General features: G+C 65.7%; 20 protein-coding genes. 5 read left to right on the top strand and 15 right to left on the bottom strand.

What is annotated here, in order from left to right:
* Window positions 1-54: 54 nt before the first annotated feature.
* The 4 genes from G3W89_RS10355 to G3W89_RS10340 form a co-directional block, all read right to left on the bottom strand.
* Window positions 55-927, bottom strand: a complete 873-nt coding sequence (locus G3W89_RS10355) for a carbohydrate ABC transporter permease (RefSeq protein ID WP_162573998.1) — start codon at window positions 925-927, stop codon at window positions 55-57.
* A complete protein-coding gene (locus G3W89_RS10350) occupies window positions 924-1,778 on the bottom strand; it encodes a carbohydrate ABC transporter permease (RefSeq protein ID WP_162577416.1) in 855 nt (284 codons plus the stop codon). Before G3W89_RS10350 ends, G3W89_RS10355 begins: the two co-directional genes overlap by 4 nt.
* Window positions 1,779-1,860: 82 nt before the next feature.
* Window positions 1,861-3,189 (bottom strand): ABC transporter substrate-binding protein, encoded by a 1,329-nt coding sequence (locus G3W89_RS10345; RefSeq protein ID WP_162573997.1) that lies wholly within the window; start codon window positions 3,187-3,189, stop codon window positions 1,861-1,863.
* Window positions 3,190-3,230: 41 nt separating this feature from the next.
* On the bottom strand, window positions 3,231-4,304 hold the full coding sequence (locus G3W89_RS10340; RefSeq protein ID WP_162573996.1) for an ABC transporter ATP-binding protein: 1,074 nt from the start codon (window positions 4,302-4,304) through the stop codon (window positions 3,231-3,233).
* A 166-nt stretch (window positions 4,305-4,470) separates the two neighbouring features.
* Here G3W89_RS10340 and G3W89_RS10335 point away from each other — a divergent pair, with 166 nt between their 5' ends.
* Genes G3W89_RS10335 through G3W89_RS10325 form a run of 3 tightly spaced genes read left to right on the top strand, consistent with a single transcriptional unit; the run spans window position 4,471 to window position 8,113 of the window.
* Window positions 4,471-5,292: a FadR/GntR family transcriptional regulator gene (locus tag G3W89_RS10335; RefSeq protein ID WP_162573995.1), complete on the top strand. Its 822-nt coding sequence runs from the start codon at window positions 4,471-4,473 to the stop codon at window positions 5,290-5,292.
* On the top strand, window positions 5,289-6,305 hold the full coding sequence (denD, locus tag G3W89_RS10330) for a D-erythronate dehydrogenase (RefSeq protein WP_162573994.1): 1,017 nt from the start codon (window positions 5,289-5,291) through the stop codon (window positions 6,303-6,305). The genes G3W89_RS10335 and denD overlap by 4 nt, the downstream gene beginning before the upstream one ends.
* Entirely contained in the window at window positions 6,305-8,113 is a 1,809-nt protein-coding gene (locus tag G3W89_RS10325; protein WP_162573993.1) for an IlvD/Edd family dehydratase, read from the top strand. Before denD ends, G3W89_RS10325 begins: the two co-directional genes overlap by 1 nt.
* Before the next feature lie 46 nt (window positions 8,114-8,159).
* On the opposite strand, the gene G3W89_RS10320 is transcribed toward G3W89_RS10325, so the two are convergent.
* Complete coding sequence (locus G3W89_RS10320; protein ID WP_162577415.1) at window positions 8,160-8,792, bottom strand: trimeric intracellular cation channel family protein; 633 nt, start codon at window positions 8,790-8,792, stop codon at window positions 8,160-8,162.
* A 114-nt stretch (window positions 8,793-8,906) separates the two neighbouring features.
* Window positions 8,907-10,175, bottom strand: a complete 1,269-nt coding sequence (locus G3W89_RS10315) for a M20 family metallopeptidase (protein WP_162573992.1) — start codon at window positions 10,173-10,175, stop codon at window positions 8,907-8,909.
* A gap of 552 nt (window positions 10,176-10,727) precedes the next feature.
* Between G3W89_RS10315 and G3W89_RS10310 the strand changes: the two genes are divergently transcribed.
* On the top strand, window positions 10,728-11,369 hold the full coding sequence (locus G3W89_RS10310; protein WP_232076442.1) for an N-acetyltransferase: 642 nt from the start codon (window positions 10,728-10,730) through the stop codon (window positions 11,367-11,369).
* A 108-nt stretch (window positions 11,370-11,477) separates the two neighbouring features.
* Here the strand turns inward: G3W89_RS10310 and G3W89_RS10305 are convergent, their stop codons facing one another.
* From G3W89_RS10305 to G3W89_RS10270, 8 genes are all read right to left on the bottom strand, one after another.
* The gene (locus tag G3W89_RS10305) at window positions 11,478-12,533 is read right to left on the bottom strand and encodes a LacI family DNA-binding transcriptional regulator (RefSeq protein ID WP_162573991.1); all 1,056 of its coding nucleotides are present in this window, start codon (window positions 12,531-12,533) and stop codon (window positions 11,478-11,480) included.
* A gap of 178 nt (window positions 12,534-12,711) precedes the next feature.
* Complete coding sequence (locus tag G3W89_RS10300) at window positions 12,712-14,196, bottom strand: CsgG/HfaB family protein (RefSeq protein WP_162573990.1); 1,485 nt, start codon at window positions 14,194-14,196, stop codon at window positions 12,712-12,714.
* 21 nt (window positions 14,197-14,217) lie between these two features.
* The gene (locus G3W89_RS10295) at window positions 14,218-14,877 is read right to left on the bottom strand and encodes a hypothetical protein (RefSeq protein ID WP_162573989.1); all 660 of its coding nucleotides are present in this window, start codon (window positions 14,875-14,877) and stop codon (window positions 14,218-14,220) included.
* A gap of 56 nt (window positions 14,878-14,933) precedes the next feature.
* Complete coding sequence (locus G3W89_RS10290) at window positions 14,934-16,070, bottom strand: hypothetical protein (RefSeq protein WP_162573988.1); 1,137 nt, start codon at window positions 16,068-16,070, stop codon at window positions 14,934-14,936.
* Window positions 16,061-17,242, bottom strand: coding sequence for a hypothetical protein (locus G3W89_RS10285; protein ID WP_232076441.1), 1,182 nt, complete (start codon window positions 17,240-17,242; stop codon window positions 16,061-16,063). Before G3W89_RS10285 ends, G3W89_RS10290 begins: the two co-directional genes overlap by 10 nt.
* Before the next feature lie 293 nt (window positions 17,243-17,535).
* Window positions 17,536-18,519: a Bug family tripartite tricarboxylate transporter substrate binding protein gene (locus tag G3W89_RS10280; RefSeq protein ID WP_162573987.1), complete on the bottom strand. Its 984-nt coding sequence runs from the start codon at window positions 18,517-18,519 to the stop codon at window positions 17,536-17,538.
* 28 nt (window positions 18,520-18,547) lie between these two features.
* Complete coding sequence (locus G3W89_RS10275) at window positions 18,548-19,669, bottom strand: mandelate racemase/muconate lactonizing enzyme family protein (protein ID WP_162573986.1); 1,122 nt, start codon at window positions 19,667-19,669, stop codon at window positions 18,548-18,550.
* Window positions 19,670-20,542 (bottom strand): TauD/TfdA dioxygenase family protein, encoded by an 873-nt coding sequence (locus tag G3W89_RS10270; RefSeq protein ID WP_162573985.1) that lies wholly within the window; start codon window positions 20,540-20,542, stop codon window positions 19,670-19,672.
* Between G3W89_RS10270 and G3W89_RS10265 the strand changes: the two genes are divergently transcribed.
* Entirely contained in the window at window positions 20,541-21,584 is a 1,044-nt protein-coding gene (locus G3W89_RS10265; RefSeq protein ID WP_162573984.1) for a LysR family transcriptional regulator, read from the top strand. The two genes, G3W89_RS10270 and G3W89_RS10265, sit on opposite strands and share 2 nt — an antisense overlap.
* Window positions 21,585-21,671: 87 nt before the next feature.
* Here G3W89_RS10265 and G3W89_RS10260 read toward each other — a convergent pair whose 3' ends face one another.
* The gene (locus tag G3W89_RS10260) at window positions 21,672-22,514 is read right to left on the bottom strand and encodes an ABC transporter substrate-binding protein (protein ID WP_162573983.1); all 843 of its coding nucleotides are present in this window, start codon (window positions 22,512-22,514) and stop codon (window positions 21,672-21,674) included.
* Between the last annotated feature and the right edge of the window lie 32 nt (window positions 22,515-22,546).

Raw genomic sequence — 22,546 nt, 5'->3', positions numbered from 1 at the left:
CTCAGCGGACCGATGCCCTCGTGGCGGGTACGCCGTCCGGATCGCAAGCGTGATTCATTCCTTGACCGATCCTGTCAATCCCGACACGTAGTACTCGACGAAGAAGGAGTAGATGAACGCGACGGGCAGCGAACCCAGGAGCGCGCCGGCCATCAGCGGCCCCCACTGGTAGACGTCGCCCTGCACAAGCTCGGTCACCACGCCGACCGGCACCGTCTTGATCTCCGACGAGGAGACGAAGGTCAGCGCGTAGATGAACTCGTTCCAGGACAAGGTGAAGGCGAAGATGCCGGCCGAGATCAGGCCCGGCACGGCCAGCGGCAGCACGATCTTCACGAGGATCTGCCAGCGACTCGCGCCGTCGATCAGGGCGCACTCCTCCAGTTCGAAGGGGATGGAGCGGAAGTAGCCCATCAGCAGCCAGGTGCAGAAGGGGATCAGGAACGTCGGGTAGGTCAGGATCAGCGCGAGCCGTGTGTCGAAGAGTCCGAGCTTGAACACCACGTTGGCCAGCGGAATGAAAAGGATCGAGGGTGGAACCAGGTAGGCGAGGAAGATCGCCAGGCCTACCTGCCGCGAGCCATTGAAGCGCAGCCGCTCGATCGCATAGGCCGCGAACACCGAGCAGGCCAGCGAGCAGAAGGTCGACACCACGGAGACCAGCAGCGTGTTCCAGATCCACTGCGGGTACGCGGTCTGGAACAGCAGCTTGTGGAAATGGGCGAGCGTCGGCGCCACCACCCAGAAGGGATTGCCTTCTCGCGTCAGCAGCTCGGCGTCGGGTTTCACCGCCGTGATTGCCATCCAATAGAAGGGGAACAGCAGAACGACGAGGAAGACCACCAGTGGGACATAGACGGTGACCACCTTGCGCGGCAACGATTCCAGGTAGCTCATGCCGACCATGTCGGTCTGGGTGGCGCTCATTTGTCGGACCCTCCTTGTTGCCACTTGCGCCGCTGCAGGCCGAAGTAGCTGAACAGCACGCAGGCCAGCAGGAAGGGCACCATCGCGATCGCGATGGCTGCGCCTTCGCCCAGCGCGCCGCCCGAGATCGCGCGCTGGAAAGAGAGCGTGGCCATCAGATGCGTCGCGTTCAGCGGTCCTCCACGCGTGATCACGTAGATGAGCTGGAAGTCGGTGAAGGTGAAGAGCACGGAGAAGGTCATCACCACCGCGATGATCGGGGTGAGAAGCGGCAGCGTGACGTACCGGAACTGCTGCCACGGCGACGCGCCGTCGATCGCCGAGGCCTCGTAGTAGGAAGGCGAGATGGTCTGCAGGCCGGCCAGCAGCGTGATCGCGACGAACGGAATGCCGCGCCACACGTTGGCCGCGATGACGGACCAGCGCGCGTTCCATGGGTCGCCGAGAAAGTCGATGTAGCGATCGATAAGCCCCATCTTCATGAGCGCCCAGCTGATGATCGAGAACTGCGAGTCGTAGATCCACCAGAAGGCGATGGCCGAGAGCGCGGTCGGCACGATGTAGGGCAGCAGGATGACGGCGCGGAAGAAGGTCTTGAGGCGGAGGTTCTTGTTGAGCAGCAGCGCGAGCCAGAGGCCGAGCACGAACTTGAACACGCTCGCCACCACCGTGTAGAGCAGCGTGTTGAAGAGCGCGAGGCGCGTGACCGAATCGCCCCAGAGATACTCGTAGTTCTCCAGCCCGATCCACTGGCCGCCACGGCCGACCTTGGTGTCGGTGAAGCCGAGCCAGGTGCCCAGGCCGAGCGGATAGGTGAGGAACAGCAGCAGCAGCGCCGCCGCCGGCAGCATGAAGAGCAGGCCCAGGAAGTTGCGGCTGTCGGCCAGCCGCGCCGTCCAGGGACGCGCCACCTCGGGCGCGCCAGGGCCGGCCTCAGACCTTGTAGTAGCGTTCGGCACGCTTTTGCGCCCGCTCGGCCGCTTCCTTCGGCGACTTCGAACCGCTGGCCGCCTCGGCCACCATGTTGGGAATGATGAAGTCCGCCGCCGCACCAGCCGAGGCATAGCCCAGCTTGCCGTCGTAGCCCGCCGGGCGCAGGTTCTTCACGGAGTCGCGGTACGGCGTGTTCTTCGGGTCGACCGACCAGATCGGGTTCTTCTCGTAATCGGCCAGGGGCTGGGCGACATAGCCGCCGCCGCCCTGCAGCCAGTCGTCGAACTGCGGGCGCTCCATCATGAAGCGCAGGAACTCCTTCGCCGCCTGCGGGTACTTGGTGTACTTCATGATCATCTGGTTGAAGAACAGGTGCGACTCGGTCGGCACGCCCACCGGCCCGATCGGGAAGACCGCATGGTTGATGTCGGCCGCCATCTCCTTGATCTTCGGGTCCTGCGAGTTCTTGGCCGCGTAATAGATCGAGATGCCGTTGTTGGTCACGCTGATCTGGCTGTCGAGGAAGGCCTTGTTGTTGTTGGGGTCCAGCCACGAGAGCGTTCCCGGGATGAAGTTGGCGTAGAGCTCCTTGGCGTACTCGAGTGCCTTCAAGGTTTCGGGGCTGTCGATCACCACCTTGTTGCTCTTGTCGACCAGCTTGCCGCCGAAAGCCCACACCAGCCAGTTGGTCCAGGTGCTGTCGCCGGTCGCGTTGCCCAGCGCCATGCCGCCCGGCGTGCCCTTTTCCTTGAGCGCCCTGTAGAGCTTGAGGAAATCGTCGGTGGTCTTCGGGAAGGTGTCGAAACCGGCCGCCTTCACCATGCTCTCGCGATAGACGATCAACGAGCCCGATGCGCCGAGCGGCAAGCCGATCCACTTCTTGCCATCGGGCCGCATGAAGGCCTGCGCGGCCGGGTACCAGCCGCCGTACTTCTTGCCGAGGTACTCCGCCAGGTCCGTGACGTCGAGCAGCTTGTCGGGATAGAGGTTGGCGTCGTCGTTGGTCGAGAGAATGATGTCGGGCCCCGCGCCGGTATTGGCCGCCACGGCCGCCTTGGGCCGTACGTCCTCCCAGGTCTCGTTGTCCACGCGCACCTGCACGCCCGTTGCATCGGTGAACCTCTTCACGTTGGCCATGTACGCATCGATGTCGCCCTGCACGAAGCGGCTCCAGCGAAGCACGCGCAGCGTGGCCCCCTTCTCGGGCTTGAAGGTCAGCGACTGCCCGTGTGCAGCGCCGGAGAAGACAGCGGTGCCGGTGCCGAGCGTGGCCGCCGCGGCAAAGCCGGCGGAGCCTTCCAGAAACCTGCGGCGATTGAATTCAGTCATTCCCGTTTCCTTGGTGATTTGAACGAACTGCCCCCTGGAAATCAGGACACCAGGCGTGCGCCGGTGCCTGCGTCGAAAAGATGCGCGCGCTGCAGATCGGGCTGCAGGTGGATCGTGGTGCCGGGCGCGAAGTCATGGCGCTCGCGGAACACCGCGGAGAGTTCCGCACCCTCGTGGCGGCACGTGATGAAGGTGTCCATGCCCGTCGGTTCCATCACGGCAACGCGCGCCGGGATGCCGCTCGAATCGGCCAGCGCCAGGTGCTCGGGCCGGGTGCCGTAGACCACGGGCTGGCCGTCGACGCCGCCGGAGCGCAGCGGCGCTTCGAGCTGGGTGCCGTCCTTCAATTCGACGTGCGCGGCGCCGGCCGCGCGCCGCAATGTGCCCGGCAGGAAGTTCATCGCCGGCGAGCCGATGAAGCCGGCGACGAACTGGTTGGCCGGGTTGTCGTAGAGGTCGAGCGGGCTGCCGGCCTGCTCGATGCGGCCGTCGCGCATGACGACGATCTTGTCACCCATGGTCATGGCCTCGATCTGGTCGTGCGTCACGTAGATCGCGGTGGTCTTCAAGCGCTGGTGCAGTTCCTTGATCTCGCCGCGCATTGCCACGCGCAGCTTGGCATCGAGGTTGGACAGCGGCTCGTCGAACAGGAACACCTGCGGGTCGCGCACGATTGCACGGCCCATGGCCACGCGCTGCCGCTGGCCGCCCGAGAGCTGCCGCGGAAAGCGGTCGAGCAGCGGCATGAGACCGAGGATCTCGGCGGCGCGCTTGACCTTGGACTCGATCGCGCCCTTGCCCAGCTTGGCCAGCGCGAGCGCGAAGGCCATGTTGTCTCGCACCGTCATGTGCGGATAGAGCGCGTAGTTCTGGAACACCATGGCGATGTCCCGTTCCTTGGGCGGAAGGTCGTTCACGCGCCGGTCGCCGATGCGGATCTCGCCGCCGTTGATTTCCTCCAGGCCCGCGATCATGCGCAGCAGCGTCGACTTGCCGCAGCCCGACGGACCCACCAGCACGGTGAACGAACCGTCCTGGATGTCGATGTCGACCCCATGCAGGATGGCGACATCGCCGAAGTTCTTCTTGACTGCCTGGATCGTGACACTGGCCATGCACTGAGTCCTGAGGGTTCGGAAGCGGGGGCGTGCCGACGCGGAAACCCACGCCGTCGCAGCGCGCAGTATTGGCAATGCAATGGCTCGGCGCATCAGGGCAAACCGGTAGGCGGCACATGTTGCCAACTTGTATGATGACCCGATAACCGTTGCCACTACCGTCATGCGGGCGCCTCATCCCCCTCAGCCCCAGCAGTTGATCGTCGATCGCTTGTCGGACCGGTTGGCGCAGCGCCTGTGCGCGCAGATCGAATCGACCGCGCTGAAGCCCGGCGACCGGCTGCCGACCGAGCAGCAGCTCGCGGCCCTGCACGGGGTCTCGCGCACCGTGGTCCGCGAGGCGGTGCACCAGCTCAAGTCCAAGGGCATGGTGCAGTCGCGCCAGGGCCTGGGCGTGTTCGTCGTGCCGCCGCCGCAGAACCAGCCGCTCGCCTTCGACCCGGCCGTGCTGGGGTCGGTGCAGGCGGTGGTGCACGTGGTCGAGGTGCGGCGCGTGCTGGAGGGCGAGATCGCGGCGCTGGCCGCCGAGCGCGCCACGCGTGCGCAGATCGCCGCGCTGCGGCGCTGCCTCAAGGACATCGACGATGCGGTCGCCGCGGGGCACGACGGCGTGGCCGAAGACCTCGCCTTCCACCGCGTGATCGGCGAATCCACCGGCAACCCGCAGTTTCGGCTGCTGCTCGGGTTCCTCGAACAGTATCTGCGAGAAGGCATGCGCATCACGCGCGGCAACGAGGCTCGGCGGCTGGACTTCATGACCGCGGTGCAACGCGAGCATCGCGCCATCTTCGATGCCATCGCCGCGCATGATTCGACCGCTGCGAGACATCTCGCGACCGACCACCTGATTCGCGGAGAGCAGCGGCTCGTCGAGGGCGGCGTCATCGACGGGCGGCGCCGACGCGCCGCCGCAAAGGCCGTGCGCACCGCGGCCCCCCTCAAGCGACCCCAACGATCGGCATTTGCAACGAAGGACAAAGCATGAAACTGATGATCACCGGCGGCAGCGGATTCGTAGGCTCGCGGCTGGCCCGAGCGCTTCTTGCGCGCGGTAGCCTGGCAGGCGAGCGCATCGACAGGCTCGTGCTGACCGACATTGCGCCACCGGCGGCCGAATTGCTCGCGGATGCGCGGGTCGAGGCACGGACCGGCGCACTGCTCTCGCAAACAGAAGCCCTGCGCGACGAGCCCTTTGACGGCGTCTTCCACCTCGCTTCGGCCGTGTCCGGAGAATGCGAGGCCGACTTCGATCTCGGCCTGCGCTCCAACCTCGACAGCACGCGCGCGCTCCTGGACGCATTGCGCGCGCATGTCGGCGCGGGTGGCAAGGTGCCGCGCCTGGTCTTCTCCAGCTCCGTGGCGGTCTTCGGCCCGGACCCGGCCGTGCCGATGCCCAAGGTGGTGGCCGACGCCACGCTGCCCGCGCCCCAGACTTCGTACGGCACGCACAAGCTCATCTGCGAGCACCTGGTCGCGGACTACACGCGCAAGGGCTACATCGACGGCCGGGCCGCACGGCTGATGACCGTGACCGTGCGGCCCGGGCGGCCGAACGGCGCGGCCTCGTCCTTCTTCAGCGGGATCATCCGCGAGCCACTGGCCGGCGTGGAATCGATCTGCCCGGTGTCGCCCGATGTTTCGCACCCGGTGTCGTCGCCGGCGCGCACGGTCGATGGCCTGATCGCCGTCTACGAAGCCAGCCGCGAAGCCTTCGGGGGCCGCACTGCGCTCAACTTGCCGGCGCTCAACGTGCGCGTGAGCGAGATGCTCGATGCGCTCGAGCAGGTCGCCGGATCCGCAGTGCGCGCGCGCGTGCGCTTCGAGCGCGACGATCGCATCGCGGGCATCGTGGCCAACTGGCCCGCAGGCGCTTCGGCGCAGCGAGCCGCGCAACTGGGCCTCCTGCCCCACGACAACTTCGCCGACATCGTGCGGCAGTACATCGACGACTGCCGCGCCAGGCCGGACGCCGACCAGACTCTGAAGGGAATGCGCTGATGAAGACGAGCAAAGACGAGAAGAGCAAGACCTTGGCGCTGCGCTCGCAGGCCTGGTTCGACAACCCCGCCAACGCCGACATGACGGCGCTCTACATCGAGAGAACGATGAACTTCGGGCTGGGCTTCGACGAGCTGCAGTCGGGGCGGCCGATCATCGGCATCGCGCAGACCGGGTCGGACATCGCGCCGTGCAACCGCCATCACCTGGTGCTGGCCCAACGCGTACGGGAAGGCATCCGCGACGGCGGCGGCATCGCGTTCGAGTTCCCGATCCATCCGATCCAGGAAACCTGCAAGCGCCCGACGGCGGGGCTCGACCGCAACCTGCAGTACCTCTCGCTGGTCGAGGTCCTCTACGGCTATCCGCTCGACGGCGTGGTGCTGACGACCGGCTGCGACAAGACAACCCCGGCTCAGATCATGGCCGCAGCCACCGTGGACATTCCTGCGATTGCGCTCAACGCAGGGCCGATGCTCAACGGCTGGTACCAGGGCCAGCGCACCGGTTCGGGCACCATCGTGTGGAGAGCGCGAGAAATGATGGCCGCCGGCGAGATCGGCTACCAGGAATTCCTGAAGCTCGTGGCCTCCTCGGCCCCATCGACCGGGCACTGCAACACCATGGGCACGGCATCAACCATGAACTCGCTGGCCGAAGCCCTGGGCATGACGTTGCCGGGCAGCGCCGCCATCCCCGCGCCCTACCGGGACCGCCAGGAGATGGCTTACATGACGGGAAAGCGCATCGTCGAGATGGTGCGGGAGAACCTCAAGCCTTCCGACATTCTCACGCGCGCGGCATTCGAGAACGCGATCGTCGTCAATTCGGCACTCGGCGGGTCCACCAATGCGCCGATTCACCTGAATGCCATCGCGCGCCACATCGGGGTCGAACTGACAACGGCCGACTGGGAGACGCACGGCTACGAGATCCCGCTGCTGGTGAACATGCAGCCTGCCGGCGAGTACCTCGCCGAGGAGTACTACCGGGCCGGCGGCGTACCGGCGGTGGTGGCAGAGCTGATTGCCGAGGGCAAGATCCAGCCGGCGCTGACGGCCAACGGCAAGACACTCACCGAGAACTGCGAAGGCAAGTTCACCAGCGACCGCAACGTGATCTTTCCGTACGCCCAGCCGATGAAGAGGAACGCCGGCTTCCTCAATCTCAAGGGCAACCTGTTCGACTCCGCGATCATGAAAACCAGCGTGATCACGCCGGATTTCCATGAGCGCTACCTCGAGAACCCGAAGGACCCGATGGCCTTCGAAGGCACCGTCATCGTCTTCGACGGGCCGGAGGACTACCACCGCCGCATCGACGACGCGAACATGAAGCTCGATGCGCACAGCATCCTCTGCATGCGCGGCGTCGGACCAGTCGGCTACCCCGGTGCCGCCGAGGTGGTCAACATGCGTGCGCCCGACTACCTGCTGAAGCAAGGCATCTCGGCGCTGCCCTGCATCGGTGACGGCCGGCAGTCCGGCACCTCGGGTTCGCCGTCCATCCTCAACGCCTCGCCGGAGGCGGCGACGGGCGGTGGCCTGGCGCTTCTCGAAACCGGCGATCGAGTCCGCATCGATCTGAAGAAGCGCACCGCCGACATGCTCGTCCCCGACGAGGAGCTTGCCAGGCGCAGGGCCAGGCTCGAGGCGGCAGGCGGCTACCGCTATCCCCCGAGCCAGACGCCGTGGCAGGAGATCCAGCGCGCCGTCGTCGACGAGCTCTCCGCGGGCATGGTGCTCAAGCCGGCGGTCAAGTACCAGAAGATTCATGCGACCTTCGGCATTCCGCGGGACAACCACTAGCTGATGGTGGCGCAATCTTCCCGACCCTGGCCTGCGACAGGCCAGCTCAGTCGTCCATGCTGTCGCGTGCGGAGGAACGCGGCAGGTTCCACCTGTAGCGCAGCGACAGATAACGCAGCGCGAAGCAGGCGGCCAAGGCGACCCATGTCCGGCCGCTCGACAGCCATCCCAGGTGCTCACCCGCGACCTCTATGCCTGCGCCGACCAGCGCAGCCGACGCATAGATTTCGCGTTGCAGGATCACCGGAACCCGGTTGAGCAGCACGTCGCGCGCGACGCCACCGCCCACGGCGGTGACCACGCCCAGCAGCACCGCGACCTCGGCGTTGTGGCCAAAAATCATCGCCTTCTGCGCCCCGGTCACGGCAAAGAGACCCAGCCCCACGGAGTCGAACAGGACTACGGGATGCGCGAGGCGCACGACCAACGGGTTTGCAGCGATCGTCATCACCGATGCTGCCATGGCGACGGCGAGATAGCGCCAATCGGTCAGTCCTGCCGGCGGCACCGCTCCGATGCACAGGTCGCGCAGCACGCCTCCGCCACACGCGACCGCAAATGCAATGGCGATGACGCCGAACCAGTCGAGCCCACGGTCCCTGGCAGCGACTGCACCACTGATGGCAAAGGCGAAAGTGCCTGCCAGATCCAGGACGGTGAACAGGCGATGGTCGTTCAGGCCGGCAAGGGCCAGTTCATGGACGTTCATGTGTTCGGTTCGCGAGAATGCGCGAGTCCCGGCCGCAGCATAGCAATCGCAATTCGCGCAGCCCGGGTGGAGCCGCCCTCGATCTCAGGCCGCGGTGGGGGGACACAGCCACGCGCCGGCGGCAGTCAGCATGGCCTGCAAGCCGGTCTCGAGCGTCGGATGGATCTGGGGCGCGAACTTCGGCGAGTGGTTGCTGGGAATCTGGTTGACGGTCTTTTCCTGTCTGGCCTTGGCGTAGACCGCCGGGTCGGTGCCGCCGACGAACCAGAATACATAGGGGATGCCCCAGCTGCGGCCGAAGATGCTGAAGTCTTCGCTGGCCGACGCCGGACTCGGTGCCAGCGAAGCGTTCACGCCGAACTGCTGGCCGAACGCCTGTGCCACCTTCTGCGTGGCGACAAGATCGTTTTCAGTCAGCGGATAGCTGTTGATGGTGGTGAACTCGGGCGGGCGCTCGGCATTCGACGCATCGCACTCGGCGCAGCAGATGCGGCGGATCGCCTTGTGCATGTACTCGCGCGTGTCCTCATCGAAGGTGCGCATGTTCAGCTTGATGGTGGCGTCGTCGGGGATGATGTTTTCCTTGGTGCCGGCTTGCAGTGAGCCGATCGTCAGCACCGCCGGATCTGTCGGCGCGATCTCCCGTGAGACGATGGTCTGCAGGCGAAGCGTGATCGCGGCGGCCATGATGACCGGGTCGATCGATGTTTGCGGCTGTGAGCCGTGCGAGCCGCGCCCGAACAGCCTGATCTTCAGGCTGTCTCCAGCCGACAGCGTGACGCCGGGACGGTAGTTCACCGTGCCGGCCGGACCGGCCATCACGTGTTGCCCGAGGATGATGTCGGGCTTCGGGAAACGGCCTTCACCCCAGTCGCGCACCATGGCACTGGCGCCTTCGGCCGTTTCCTCGCCCGGCTGGAACACGATCATCAGCGTGCCGGCCCAGGCGGTGCGATTCGTCGCCAGGATGCGCGCAGCGCCGATCATCCAGGTCACGTGCATATCGTGGCCGCACGAGTGGGCAACCCCGACCTCGATGCCATCCTCGTCGCGCGCCGTCACGGCGCTGGCATAGGGCAGCCCTGTGTTCTCCGCCATCGGCAGAGCGTCCATGTCGGCGCGCAGCATCACGACCGGCCCGGCACCGTTCTTCATGATGCAGACCACGCCCGTCACGCCCACGTTGGGCGTCACGTCGTAGCCGAAGCCCTGCATGGCGTCAGCGACGATCTTCGAGGTACGGACTTCATGCATCGATAGCTCGGGGTGCCGATGGAGGTCCTTGTAGAGTGCTTCGAGGTCGCCCATCAAGGTCGGCTCGGCGGCGCCTAGAGCTTGGATAAGGGTATTCATGACACCTCGAGGTCGATTGATTCCGCCGACGCGCCGGCGCTCATTTCAAACCACTTTCGGGAAACAGGTCCTGACGAGCGGACAGCTCACGATACGCCTAACGGCATGGCCTGAAAAGTGCACCGTGAGATTGCTGGCATGACGTGCTGAACACCGCATAGGGATGCGGTTCCGCGTTCGCATGTTCCGCAATACAGCGCCCCCCAATGCGTCGAAGGTCAGCACGCCTGATGTCCGACGACGCTCGCACCATTCTGGCAAGGGCCGTGTGGCTTCTGTTGAATGCCGAACAGTGGCGCTTTACACTCGTTTCATGCACGTCGCGGCTTACATCCCCAGCAAACTCAGCGCTCACGTTCGCTTGTCAGCGCAACACAGCGACATGGGCACGCCTTTGCTTGCGGTGATGACGGCAGGGTCCCAGCAGACCCTCGCACATTCTTAAGCCCGACGGTCACCTTTCCATTTGCGCAAACCATCGACCGTCGGGCATCAGGCCTGCGCGGTAGCGACCCCTGACATGCAGCCGGTCGCGTTCGAGTGGAGTGCGACATGCATGCAACCCCGTCTGTATTGCCGAACTTGGTGCCGAGCCTTCTCGCGTCCCGGGTTCAACGCGCCATGGAGCTGCGTATCGATGTCGATCCGTCATTGACGAGTCCGAGTGGCGCACTGGCCCCCATCTACGAGCGCCTCAACACTCCAGGCGACCGCCTTCACGGCATTCCCTCCATCAGCCTGGGGGAGCCAGAACTCCAGATCCGGTTTCGTGAGGCGGACGGAGAGTTCTATGTGTATGTCGAAGACGTTCGCCGTGGGTGCCTGGCCGGCTACACGGTCTTCAATCGATTGGTCGAGTTGGGCAGCCTGGCGGACCGCTACGTGAGAGCGCCGCATTCCCAGTACGAACCGGGTTATCGGCGACGCGGGCTGGCCTCCGGCATCTACAGATGGGCCTTGGACTCCGGGCTCTGTCTGATGACCGGCGCGCGGCAGTCACACGCAGCACATGCGCTCTGGCGGAGCCTGGCCCATCACTATGTCTCCGGCTTCGTCGACCTTCGCCACAAGCGTTTGACGTATCTGGGACGCGAGGTTTCAGCTTCGACGCTCGCCCAACTGCACACGCGGATGTTCCTGCTTGGCGGCGGATGGACGCAGCGCCAGTTCAAGGACGCGGTGAGGATGTCTTAGCTGCGCACGCCGCGCACGTGCGCGCCATATCCACGGAACTTATGACAACGTTGTCATACATGGTCATGATAGGGAGGACGCAGCCGCACTGCCTATAGAGAAAACCCGTTAGCGCAGTGGCGCGAGCGTCTCGCCGGTGCGCAGCGTGGCCGCGAACAATGCAGGAGGAGCGACTGCCTGCCCCTCGGAGCGCGCGGCGATGTAGTCGAGCGCGGCGCGGCTGCAGGTGGCGATCTGCACGTCCACACTCGTCAGCCGGCGACCGGCCACCGCCGTGTCGGTGCCGCGAATACCGACGACCGACATCGCCTGCGGCACGGCGATGCCGTGCGCCTGAAGCCACTCCAACGTCACCGTCGACATGAAATCCGAGGTCGCGAGGATGCCGGTGATCTGCGGCTCGGCTGCCAGCATCGCATGCAGCGCGGCAGCAACCGCCTCGGTTCGGTAGTCGACCTCGCAGAGGTGCGGTGCAATGCCTGCCTCCCGGAGCCCCGCCAGCGAACCCGCGAGCCGCAGGCGCCCTGTTTCGCTGCGCGCATTGCCGTTCACGACGCCGATGCGTCGATGCCCAGCTGCCAGCAGCTGGGCAGCGGCCATGCGACCTGCTGCCTCGTTGTCGACGCAGAACATCGGCGCGCGGATCAGTCGCGGCCCGAGCGTGCAGACGATCAGGCCGGACGCCTGCATGCCGTGCGTGAGCACCGCCAGCTTCCTGGCGCACAGGTGCTGGTCGAAGCCGCCGCCCGCGAGGATCAGGCCAGCCACTCGGTGCTCCCACAATTGCTGGCAGTACTTGAGCTCGAGCGACGGATCGCGCTGGATGTTGCACACCACGGCCAGCAGGCCGTGTTCAGACTCCGCGCGCTCGGTGACCGCCTCCGCCACGGTGCCGTAGTAGGGATCGAGCATGTCCCCTACCACGAGGCCGATCGTGCGCGGCCGGGAGCCGCGCAGGTTGCGCGCCAGTAGATTGGGTACGTAGCCCAGTCGCTTGGCGACATCGCGCACTTTCTGCGCGACGGCCGGTGCGACCGGAAGATGTGACTTGCGCAGTACGCGCCCGGCCGTGCTGACCGACACGCCGGCGTCACGCGCCACGTCGACGAGACGCGCGACCTCGCGGGGCGTGTGGGAACCTGCCGAAGACTTCTTGATGGGCACGGCCGTGGATGAAAAATGACGGGATTGAACCACACCTTTTCTCGAGCGCGCGGCGACGCCTGCGGCGATGCGTCACAGGGGAAGCAGCGAACGACAGCGTCTGCCCTGCAAGCAGGGCCGGTGAACGATGCGCGCTGCGAGACGCGAAATCAAGGCGGCGCCGTTGGCGCCGCACCGCTCACCACTTGTCGTCGCTCTTCCCGGGCGCCGCGGGTGCGGCAACCGGCGTGGCTCTCGGTTGCACCGCTCGGGCCGCGGGTGCGGCGCCCGTGACGACAGCCGGGACGGTGGCCGCAGCAGCACGGTCCGCCTGTGGAGCAGCGCCTTGCGATTCAGACGCCTGGACCGGAGCCGGTTGCGCCCTGGCGACCGCGACGCCCTTGAGTTCGTCCCGGAGTTGCAGCCCGCCCACCGGCAGCTGCTCCAGGTTCGAGCGCACGTTCTCCAGCCTGCCATACGACAGGTTGGGCGTCACTCGCTCGATCACGAGCTCGCAGCAGGGCTGCTCGATGCGCCCCAGGCTCTGGCCGGTCTGCGGGTCTTTCATCTCGGCACCCATGGCGACCATCTGATAGCGGCCGCCTTCCTTCAGTGCCTGGCCGCCCTGGCTCAGCACCACGTTCGTTCCGTCGCGCGAAACAACGGTCACCGGGAAGGTGCGGCGGACGATGGAAGTCACCACCTGGTTGACCATGTCGGTGGTCATGTCCTCGAGGACTTTGTGGGAGTCCACGCCGCTGCCGAGGGTGGTGGCCGCCACCGAGGGTGCCTGACCTCGCAGCGAGTCCGATGCCATCACCTGGCGGGTGGCCACGTTCACCAGCTTCTCGGTGAGCGCCCAGCCGCCCGAATAGCTCACGAGTTCGCGGTCGCTGGTCTTCAGCTGGCGCGCGTGGCGGTTGTAGGCGAGGCTGCTCACGCGGCCGCTCCACACGATGTCTGCGCTGGCGGCCTGCGACAGCTTTGCCAGCTCGGCGCTGGGCGCCTGGCCGCTCTTGATCATGTCCAGTTCGCCCTCGATGTCGGGGCTCAGTTCGCGGTCGAGCACAGCGAAGCGACCGGTTTGCACCAGTGCATCGCTGATGCGTTGGCGGATCGTGGCGCCGACCTCGGCCGACGACACGTTGCGGTCGCCCATCGGCAGGCTGGGGCCGTCGAAGCGGATCTGCCCGACGACGACCTTGAGCTTCTGCATGTCCGCGGACGGCGTGAACTTGGCGATCTGCGCCTCGATGGTCGCCTTGTAGCGCTGGCCGCCGATGACCGAGGGCTCCTGCAGTTCGACCAGCTTGAAGTTCTGGATGACGCCGCCCGAGCGCTGGGCCACGACTTCGGCGAAGGCGCTGCCGCGCAGAGAGGCGGAATCCTGGTTCAGGCTCACGTCGAGGCCGTACTTGGCCGATACGCTGGTGGACTGGATGGCCGCGCCGTTGACCTGCAGCAGCGCGAGTTTCATTGCCTCTGCCACGGCCTCACCGGCGCTGGCGCCGAATCCTTGCGCGGTGGTGGCGATGTTGCCGACCTTGCCTGCATCGGGCACGGGTGGCGCGACGTTGGTGGTGGTCGGCGCAGGATTGGGGGGCGCCTTGTCGGATTCCTGCTTGCCGCACGCGGCCAGCAGGGTTGCCGCGGCGAAGGCGGTCACGCACAGGAGATGGCGCATCGGAAGGTGCTTCCCGACCACTTACAGGGCCGCCGCAGCGGCGGAGGCGTCCGAGGGAACCGGCACGCCGCTGGACTGCGCGAAGGACACCGCGTTCTTCAGGGCACCCGAGACGCTCGTCATCGCGTCGGGGAACTTGGTGACCACGTAGACCGCCGACTGCAGCTTCGGCAGTTGCAGGGGCGATGCGCCCTTGAGGCCGTTGCCCATGTTCGACACGTCCTTGCCCACGCCGACGTACTTGTTCACGCCGGTGGCCAGCAGCACCAGGCCCTGGCCGTACACGGCCTTCGACTGGGCATCCATGACAGGCTGGGTCGCGATCTTCTTGGCAACCAGGTCGGTCGACGTTGCCACGGCCTTGTTGGCTGCCTCGGCGCTGTCCTTGGTCGCGCCTTCCTGGAAGCTGTCTGCTTCGAGCTTGACCTTGGCGGCCTCGTCCTTCAGGCCGAGTGCTTCGGCGAGCTTGGCGTTCGCATACAGCACGTCCTTGCTGGCCGCCACGTAACCGCGCACCAGTGCGTCCTGCTGGCCCGGCAGGTCGGCCGCGGGGGCGGCTACGCCTGCGGACTTGGTCACTCCCGGGATCGAGGGCAGCGAAAACTGGGCGTGTGCCACGCTGGTCAGGCCAGCCGTCAGGATGGCGATAGCGGCGATGGCGGTGTGCGTCTTGTTGTTCATGGGTCTGGAATCCGTTCAGGTGCTTGTTGTAATGGAAAAAGGGGGGCGGGCCGGCCTTACTGCACGCGCAGGGCGGTGATCTGGCTGGTGAGTTCGCGTGCGGCGTTGTTGGCGGCCAGCTTGAGTGCGTTGCCGCGCGCCTCGTCTTCGGACGGGCCGACCCCGGCGTACTGCACCGGACCGACGGCGGCCTTGGTTTCAGGGAAGGCCTGCGTCACGTCGAGCAGCTTGGCGTTGACGGTCACCGACACCCGCACCAGGCCCGTGGCCGGGTCCTTGTCGGCGGCGCCGACGTCGAGCGTTCCGTAAGCGAGGTAGGGCACCTTGGCATTGCGCATGCCGGTCACCATCGACTGCAGCGTCGAGGACTTGAGGTCGTTGCCCGACTGGTAGTCGTTCTCGACGTTGGCGACCTTGAAGGCGCCGCCGGACATAGGCTCGATGTAGGCTGCTTCGGCAACCCGGAAGCCCGCCTTGCTGAACATACCGGTGAAGACCTGGTTCAGATTGGCGCTTGGGATCAGGCGGAACGTCGCCTCGCTGGCACGCTTGACCGTGCTGCCACCTGTTTCGAGGGTGCGCGTGCGGTTGGCCGCGATGTCGGTCTTGCTTGAAGTCGACTCGTTCGTGCGGATCTGGCCACCGCTTATCGACTCGCCCTCGACACCTGTCTTGACGTTCGCCGCGTTCACGGCGCCGCTCACGCTTTCATCAACGCGCTTGTACACGCGGTCGTCGAACGACTTGACCGAGGCGACCTGGCGCGAGACGAACAGGAAGGCCAGAGGCGACTTCTCCGTAGCGCCGGCCTTTGCGACCGCCGAGTTGGACTTCACCAGGTTGCGCAGGTTGGCAACGTTGAGCGACACGCGCACCGCCACGGTGTATTGGCGCTTGTCGGCGCTGTCTTCCTCGCCGAGCACGGTGGACTCGAGGATGTAGCGGTCGGGATTGGAGAGGATCTTGTCGCGCACCGCGTCGAAGTTCTCCGACTCGGACTCGCCGGCCTCGGCATAGAAGAATTCCACCGCCTTGAGCTGGGCGGCCTGGGTGGCCCTGGCCTTGTCATCGGCCGTGGCGCTCTTGCCCTGGTAGGTCACCGAGGCTTTGCCGCGCGCCTGCTGGACCTGCGCCATCGAAGTGATGGCGAAGCTCGCCAGCACGGCCAACGTGAAAGTGCGGATTACTTGCATTGCTGGATCATTTCCTTGGTTTTCTGAAGCTGGGAGTCGATGTCGGGTGCGGACGCCGCGGCCTTGAGCCAGGCGGCCTGGTCCTTGCCGGCCATGGCCTCGGCGACGCGCCTGAAGAGCGCGTTCCAGGAGTCGTAGTACGCCGGGAAGTCGTCGACGAAGGTCTGCGTGGCCGGCACGACCTTGGTCTCGCCGTTCTTGAACGACGAGTCCATGTAGTGGCTGGCCATGCCGGGCAGCTGGATCTTGATGGTGGCGAAGGTGCCGTAGATGAAGCTGCTGCCGGCGGCGACTTGTCCGAACTGCACCTTCTTCACGTGGGTCAGGTCGACCGAGATCGCATAGTCGGGCTCCGGCAGCTTGAGGTTGAAGACCGTGCCATCCGAGATGCGCATCGGAAACACGTTGCCGACCGCGTAGCCCTTGGTGTAGGGAATGATCGGCACGCCGGCGCGGGTCGAGATTGCCTCGCTCACCATATCCCCGGCCCAGGTCTGCGCGGCGCCCGGGCTGTCTTTCAGGTAGGCGGGCAGGCTTGCCGCGACGGCATCGCTCACCGTGACCTCCGTCACCTTGAGGAAGCGCGACACCTGCGAGGGAATTGTGGCGTTGGCCAGCACGTCGGCATAGCGCGCGAAGATGCCGGGCTTGCCTGCCGCGCCTTCGTAGACGCTGCGCACGCGCGCGAGCAATTCATCCTGCGTCGGCTGGTGGTCGAAGACGTCGATGTAAGCGAAGCTGAGCGGATACGAGCGGATAACGGTCTGCGTCTTGAAGTCGAAGAACAGGGCCTGTCCGCGGATGAGCACGAACAGCTTGCGAAGCTCGCCGAAGGTTTCGACCGAGACGGTCTCGGAATTGATGACGAGGGAGGTGACCAGCGCCTGGTCCCGCCCCTTCAGCTCCTCGATCAGTCCAGGAAGGACCTCGAAATGGCGCGGCGCCGTCTTGGCGATGGCGGCCCGGATCTGCGCGTCCACCCGAGCATCCGCGGCTTCGACGCGTTTTTCGTACTGGCGCGAAAAGGGAAATCGCGTTTCGAGGGACGCGGCATCGCCTGCATAAGCCAGGCCGGCAAAGGCCACCTGAGTGCCCTGGGCAGACGAAGCGATCGGCAGCAAGGCGGCAGCCGACAGCACGCAGACGCACAGCGCGCGTACAAGATTTCTCAACAGGATCTCCAACCTCTCGGGGTCGCCGCAGGCGCAGGTTCCTCTCATCGAAGAACGGACCGAAGAAGTGCTTCGGCTTTTGCGCTCACCGCATTGTTTTTTTTACAGCGCGGATGTTACGTGTCATTTTGGCGATCGTTGCCAAAACGAAGGACGAATCGAAAGTTGGATGTCGACGTGCGGCTTTTGTCACGTTGGCCGCGTGCAGGCGGGTGAGTCGCAGGAGAGGCAGTCCGCTCGAACTTCTTCACCCAACCCACCAACACCGCTAGAGAGATGAGTCGATCGTGTCTCTAGTCGGCGCGCAGCCCCAGTGCCTTGATCTTTGCACTCCACGCTGCCGTATCGCGCGCAACGATATCGACGAACTGTTGCTGCGACATGCGCTTCACCTCCAACCCCTGCTCGCGCATCTTCGAGATGATCTCCGGGTCCTGCAGGGCCTTGTCGACCGCATCGTGCAGCTTCTTCTGGATTGCGGGCGGCGTTCCGGCTGGCACGAAGTAGCCGTACCACGGCTCGTACTCGAATCCCTTCACGCCGACCTCTTCCATGGTCGGCAGGTCGGGCAGCGCAGGCGAACGCCGCGCGCCGGAGGTTGCCAGTGCGCGGAGGCTGCCTTGCTGTATGAAGGGCATCACAGCCGGAATGGTGAGCAGCATCGCGTGGATCTGCCCCGACATCAGGTCGACGATGGCCGGGCCGGAACCCTTGTATGGCACGTGCTGCATCGTCAGGCCGGTCATTGACGCCACGACGGCCATCGGCACATGGCCCGCACTTCCGACACCGCCCGAACCATAGTTGACCTTGCCGGGATTGGCCTTCGCATAGGCCAGGAACTCGGCGCCGCTACGAACCGGCAGGCTCTTGCTCACGACCAGGACGTTCGGCGTTGCACCGATGTAGGCCACCGGCCGGATGTCGCGCGCGGTATCGAACGGAAGCTTCTCGTAGAGGCCTGCATTGAAGGCAAGTCCCATGTGCTGGACCATGACCGTGTAGCCGTCGGGCGCCGCCCGCGCGAGCATGCCCGTGGCGATGGTGCCGCCGGCCCCGCCGCGGTTGTCGACCACGAAAGGCTGCCCGAGGTCTGCGGAGAGCTTCTGTCCCATCAGCCGGGCGATGATGTCCACCGTGCCACCCGCCGCGAACGGCGCGAGCACGGTGACGGGCTTTGAAGGGTAGCTGGCGGCGTCCGGGCCTTGGGCGGCCGCGCCGAGGGGCAGCAAGAGTGACAGCGCCGCCCTTGCGGCCATCTTCAGGAAGGGTCTCATGTTCTTGTCTCCAGCGTCGCGCGAGGGGTCACGCGTCAAAGTGGTATTGCTTCACCTTGTTGTCGTCGAGCGTCACGCCGAGGCCGGGGCCGTCGGGCACCGCGATGCGCCCGCTCGAGAGGTCGAGCTTGCGGGTGACGATGTCGTCCGAGGTCTTCAATGGCCCGACGCATTCCAGGCCCTCGAGGACTTGCGTGCTGGTGCAGGCCAGCATGATCTCGGCGACCGTGTTGATGCCGAGGCCGAAGCCATGGCCGATCACGACTTTCATGCCGGCCGCGGTGGCGGTCTCCAGCATGCGCCTGCAACCCAGGAAACCGCCCTGCTTCATGACCTTGAGCTTCACGATGTCGGCGCAGTTCGCGCGGATCACGGCGACCAGGCTGACATGGTCGGTTATCGATTCGTCGGCCATGACCGGAATGCCGATTGCCTGGCGAACGCGCGCCATGCCCTCGAGGTCCTCGGCGGCGACAGGCTGCTCCAGCAATTGCATCTCGAGCGGTTCGAGCAGGCGGCCGAGGGCGATCGAATCCTCCACCGAGTAGCCGGCGTTGGCGTCGGCACGCAGCGCCATGTCTGCACCCACGGCCTCTCGCACGGCGCGCACGCGGTCGCGGTCGGCTTCGATGCCGCCGCCCACCTTGATCTTGGCAGAGCGGAATCCGCGATCGAACCATTTGCGCGCCTCGACTGCGGCCTCGTCGGGCGGGACGATGCCGATCCAGGCGTTGAAGCACACTTCGTCGACCAGCTTGCCGCCGAGGTACTGGTGCACCGGGATGCCGAGCCGTCGCGAGATGAGGTCGATGCAGGCCATCTCGATGGCGGCCTTGGCGTCGAGGTGGCCGGCGAGCGTCTGGTCCATCCGTTGCAGGATGCGATGCGGGTTGCCCGCGTCCTGGCCCTGCACCGCCACGGCCAGCTGCTCGCGCAGCGCCCGCAGGGACTGCTCGATGGTCTCGACCGAGTAGCCGGGCGAGGGATCGATGTTGCCGAGGCCGACGCTGCCGTCCTCCGCGACGAGCCGCACGATGGCGCTCTTCTGCGCCTTCTTGACGATATACGCGTTGCGGAAGCCGGGGCCGACCAGCGGCACGGCGACGCCGAAGACTTCGACGCTGCGAATGGGCAGGCAGAGCGTGTCCATTCAAGCCGCCTCGAAGGCGGGCGCGACAGGCGTGCCTTTGATCTGGGTGCGATGCATCACGCGGCGCGCCGTCGGGTCGAAGGCATCGCGGCGGTGCAGCGTGCAGCGGTTGTCCCAGAGGATCAGGTCGTGCTGCTGCCATACCTGCCTGAAGGTGAACTCCGGGCGCGACGCGTGCGCCCAGAGTTCGTCGAGAAGCGCGTCGCTCTCCTCCAGTTCGAGGCCGAGCACGTAGCTATTGCGGCGACGCCCGAGGTAGAGCGCGGCGCGACCGGTGTCCGGGTGCTTGATGACGAGCGGGTGCTGTGCGCCGGGCGCCTTGCGGGGATCGGTCACCTCGCTCATGCCCTTGCGCATGACGCCGGCGCTGTTGTAGGTGGCATCGTGGATCGCGCGCAGGCCGGCGATGCGCTTCTTCATCGCATCGGGCAGGGTCTCGAAGGCGACGTACATGTTCGACCAGAAGGTGTCGCCGCCGCTCGGCGGGATCTCCAGCGCGTGAAGGAGCGCCGCCCGAGGAGGCGCCTCGATATAGGTCATGTCGCAATGCCAGACTGCCTCGCCGTCGCCAAGGTTGCCGATGGGCGCGCCACCGACCTTGACGTTGGAGATGACGTTGATCTCGGGGAAGTCCTCGAGGAAGGGCTTGCCGTAGGGATTGGGGCCCGGGGGGTCCAGCGGGCCGAGCAGGCGGCTGAAGGCAAGCAGTTGGGGGTCTGTGAGCGCCTGGCCGCGAAAGCGCAGCACCAGGTGCGAGGCCCAGGCGTCCTTCAGCGCGCCGAGGGTGGCGTCGTCGATGGGCAGGTGCAGGTCGATGCCGGAGATCTCGGCGCCGAGCGCAGGCGCGAGCTTGGTAACGGAAATGCGTGGCATGGAAAGTACCGGCGAAGTGGATGTGAGCGCCAAGTTAACAGCCCCAGGTGATTCCGTAAACGATATGTTAAAAGCATCCAGTAATATCAAAACCCTTATGGTCGAAAGCAAACGGGACTCGCAGCGCGCCATCCAGCGCCGGCATCTGGTGGCCATCGTCGCGATCGAGGACGGCAAGTCGGTGCATCGGGCCGCGGCGGCCCTGGAGTTGGCACAGCCAGCCGTGTCGCGCCTGTTGTCCGAGGCGGAGCAGTTGCTCGGTGGCCGTCTGTTTGAGCGGTCCAGCCGCGGCAGCCGTCCAACGCTCTTCGGCGAGCGCATTCTTCCCCAGGCGCGGGCCGTGCTTCGCGGTTTTGAACGCATGGACGTTTCGCCGCAGCGCGAGCGGGGCCCTGTCAGCCTGGGCTGCATAGCGCGCGCGATGCACACGCTGCTGCCGGCGCTGCTGACCCGCGTGTCGCAGGACGCTGAGCCCGGGCGACTGCGCGTGGTCGAGGAAAGCAGCGCCTATCTGTGGGACGCAGTGAGCCGGGGCATGCTGGACTTCGCCATCCTGCGAAAGCGCGGCGACTCGACCGGTGACGACGACATCGTCGCGGAACCGCTCTACGACGAGCGGACCGTGATTGTCTGCGGCGCCGATGCCGATGGGCCCGGGCGCTCGCCCTTGTCACTGGACGACTTGATGCGCCATCGCTGGGTGCTGCCAGATGCGCGCACCAGTTCGCGCGAGGCGTTCGACCGTTACTGCAGTGACGGCGGCTTGCCACCGGTGCAGCCGGTGATCGAAACGCGCGCCTTCGAAACCGGCCTGGCGCTTGCTGCGCGAACGGGCTTGCTTTCAATCGCGCCGGAGTCGATTGCCCGGCAGCATGCGTCGTCGGGCATGGTCCGCGTGCTGCGCACCCGCGTACCGCTGCCGACGAGCCCGACTCTTCTGGCCTTCAAGCGTTGGGCGATCGAAGACCCGGTGGTCGCCCGGTGGCACGCGCACATCCACGACGCAGGCACCAGCGTGCGGAAGGCGCTGAAGAGCAGATGAGACGGCAAGCCCTGGGCGCTGCGCTTGCTGAAGGGACTCGAGCGCATCTGCGTCGGCCGCTTCTGGAACGAATTCGCCGCCGAAGTCTCAAGGAAGAAGTTCGAACTTCAAATCTGCAAGCGGAGTGACTTTTTCGTCCCGTGTCATCTTGTATTCGGTGTTGGGACCAAGCCATTTGCTCCAGAGCTTGTCCAGCTCGCCCTTCTTTTCCAGTGAGTAGAGCGCTTCGTTGACTTTGGCCAGGAGCGCCGGCTCGTCCTTCTTCATCCCGATCCCGATCGGCTGCAGGACCATCGGCTCCTTGATCATCTTGAGCGCAACGCCTTCGTTCTTCGATTGATTGACCAGCTTGGTGATCGTCATGGTGTTGGCGACCATACCCATCGACTTGTTCTGCTGGACAGCCATGAACGCAGACCCGGTGTCCTGGAAGGTCACCGGTTCGGAGCCGTTCATCTTGATCGACAGCTCCGAGGTCGAGCCCTTGGTCGAACTCAGTCGCTTGCCCTTGTAGTCGGCCTTGGTGGTGCCCGGATCGGAGGCTTTGACCGCGAGCATTTCCTTGGCGACGTAGTACGGATCGCTGAACTGGATCTGCTCGCCGCGGCTCCTGGTGTAGGCCAGGTTGGCAATGGTCACGTCGACGCGACCGAGCTTGACCTCGGGCACGCGCGCCTCGACCGACAACGGGGTCACCTTGGCCGTCAGTCCCAGTTCCTTCGCAATCGCGTTGCAGAGGTCGACATCGTGGCCCACCATCTCGCGGGTCTTGGGATCGGGCGCCGCGAAAGGGGGCACGTCGGCAAAGGTGCCGCACTTGAGTTCCTTGCGCGCACTGATGTCGCTCCACTGATCGGCCTGGGCCGCCAGCGAGCTTGCGCAGAGGGCCGCGGCGAGGGCGGCAAGACGGGTCACATTGGCTTTCGACATGGGGAACTCCTGGAGAAGACGATCGGGTGGAG

It is taken from the genome of Variovorax sp. PBL-H6, assembly GCF_901827155.1.
Classification (GTDB): domain Bacteria; phylum Pseudomonadota; class Gammaproteobacteria; order Burkholderiales; family Burkholderiaceae_C; genus Variovorax.
This window is presented reverse-complemented; position numbering and strand designations above follow the sequence as displayed.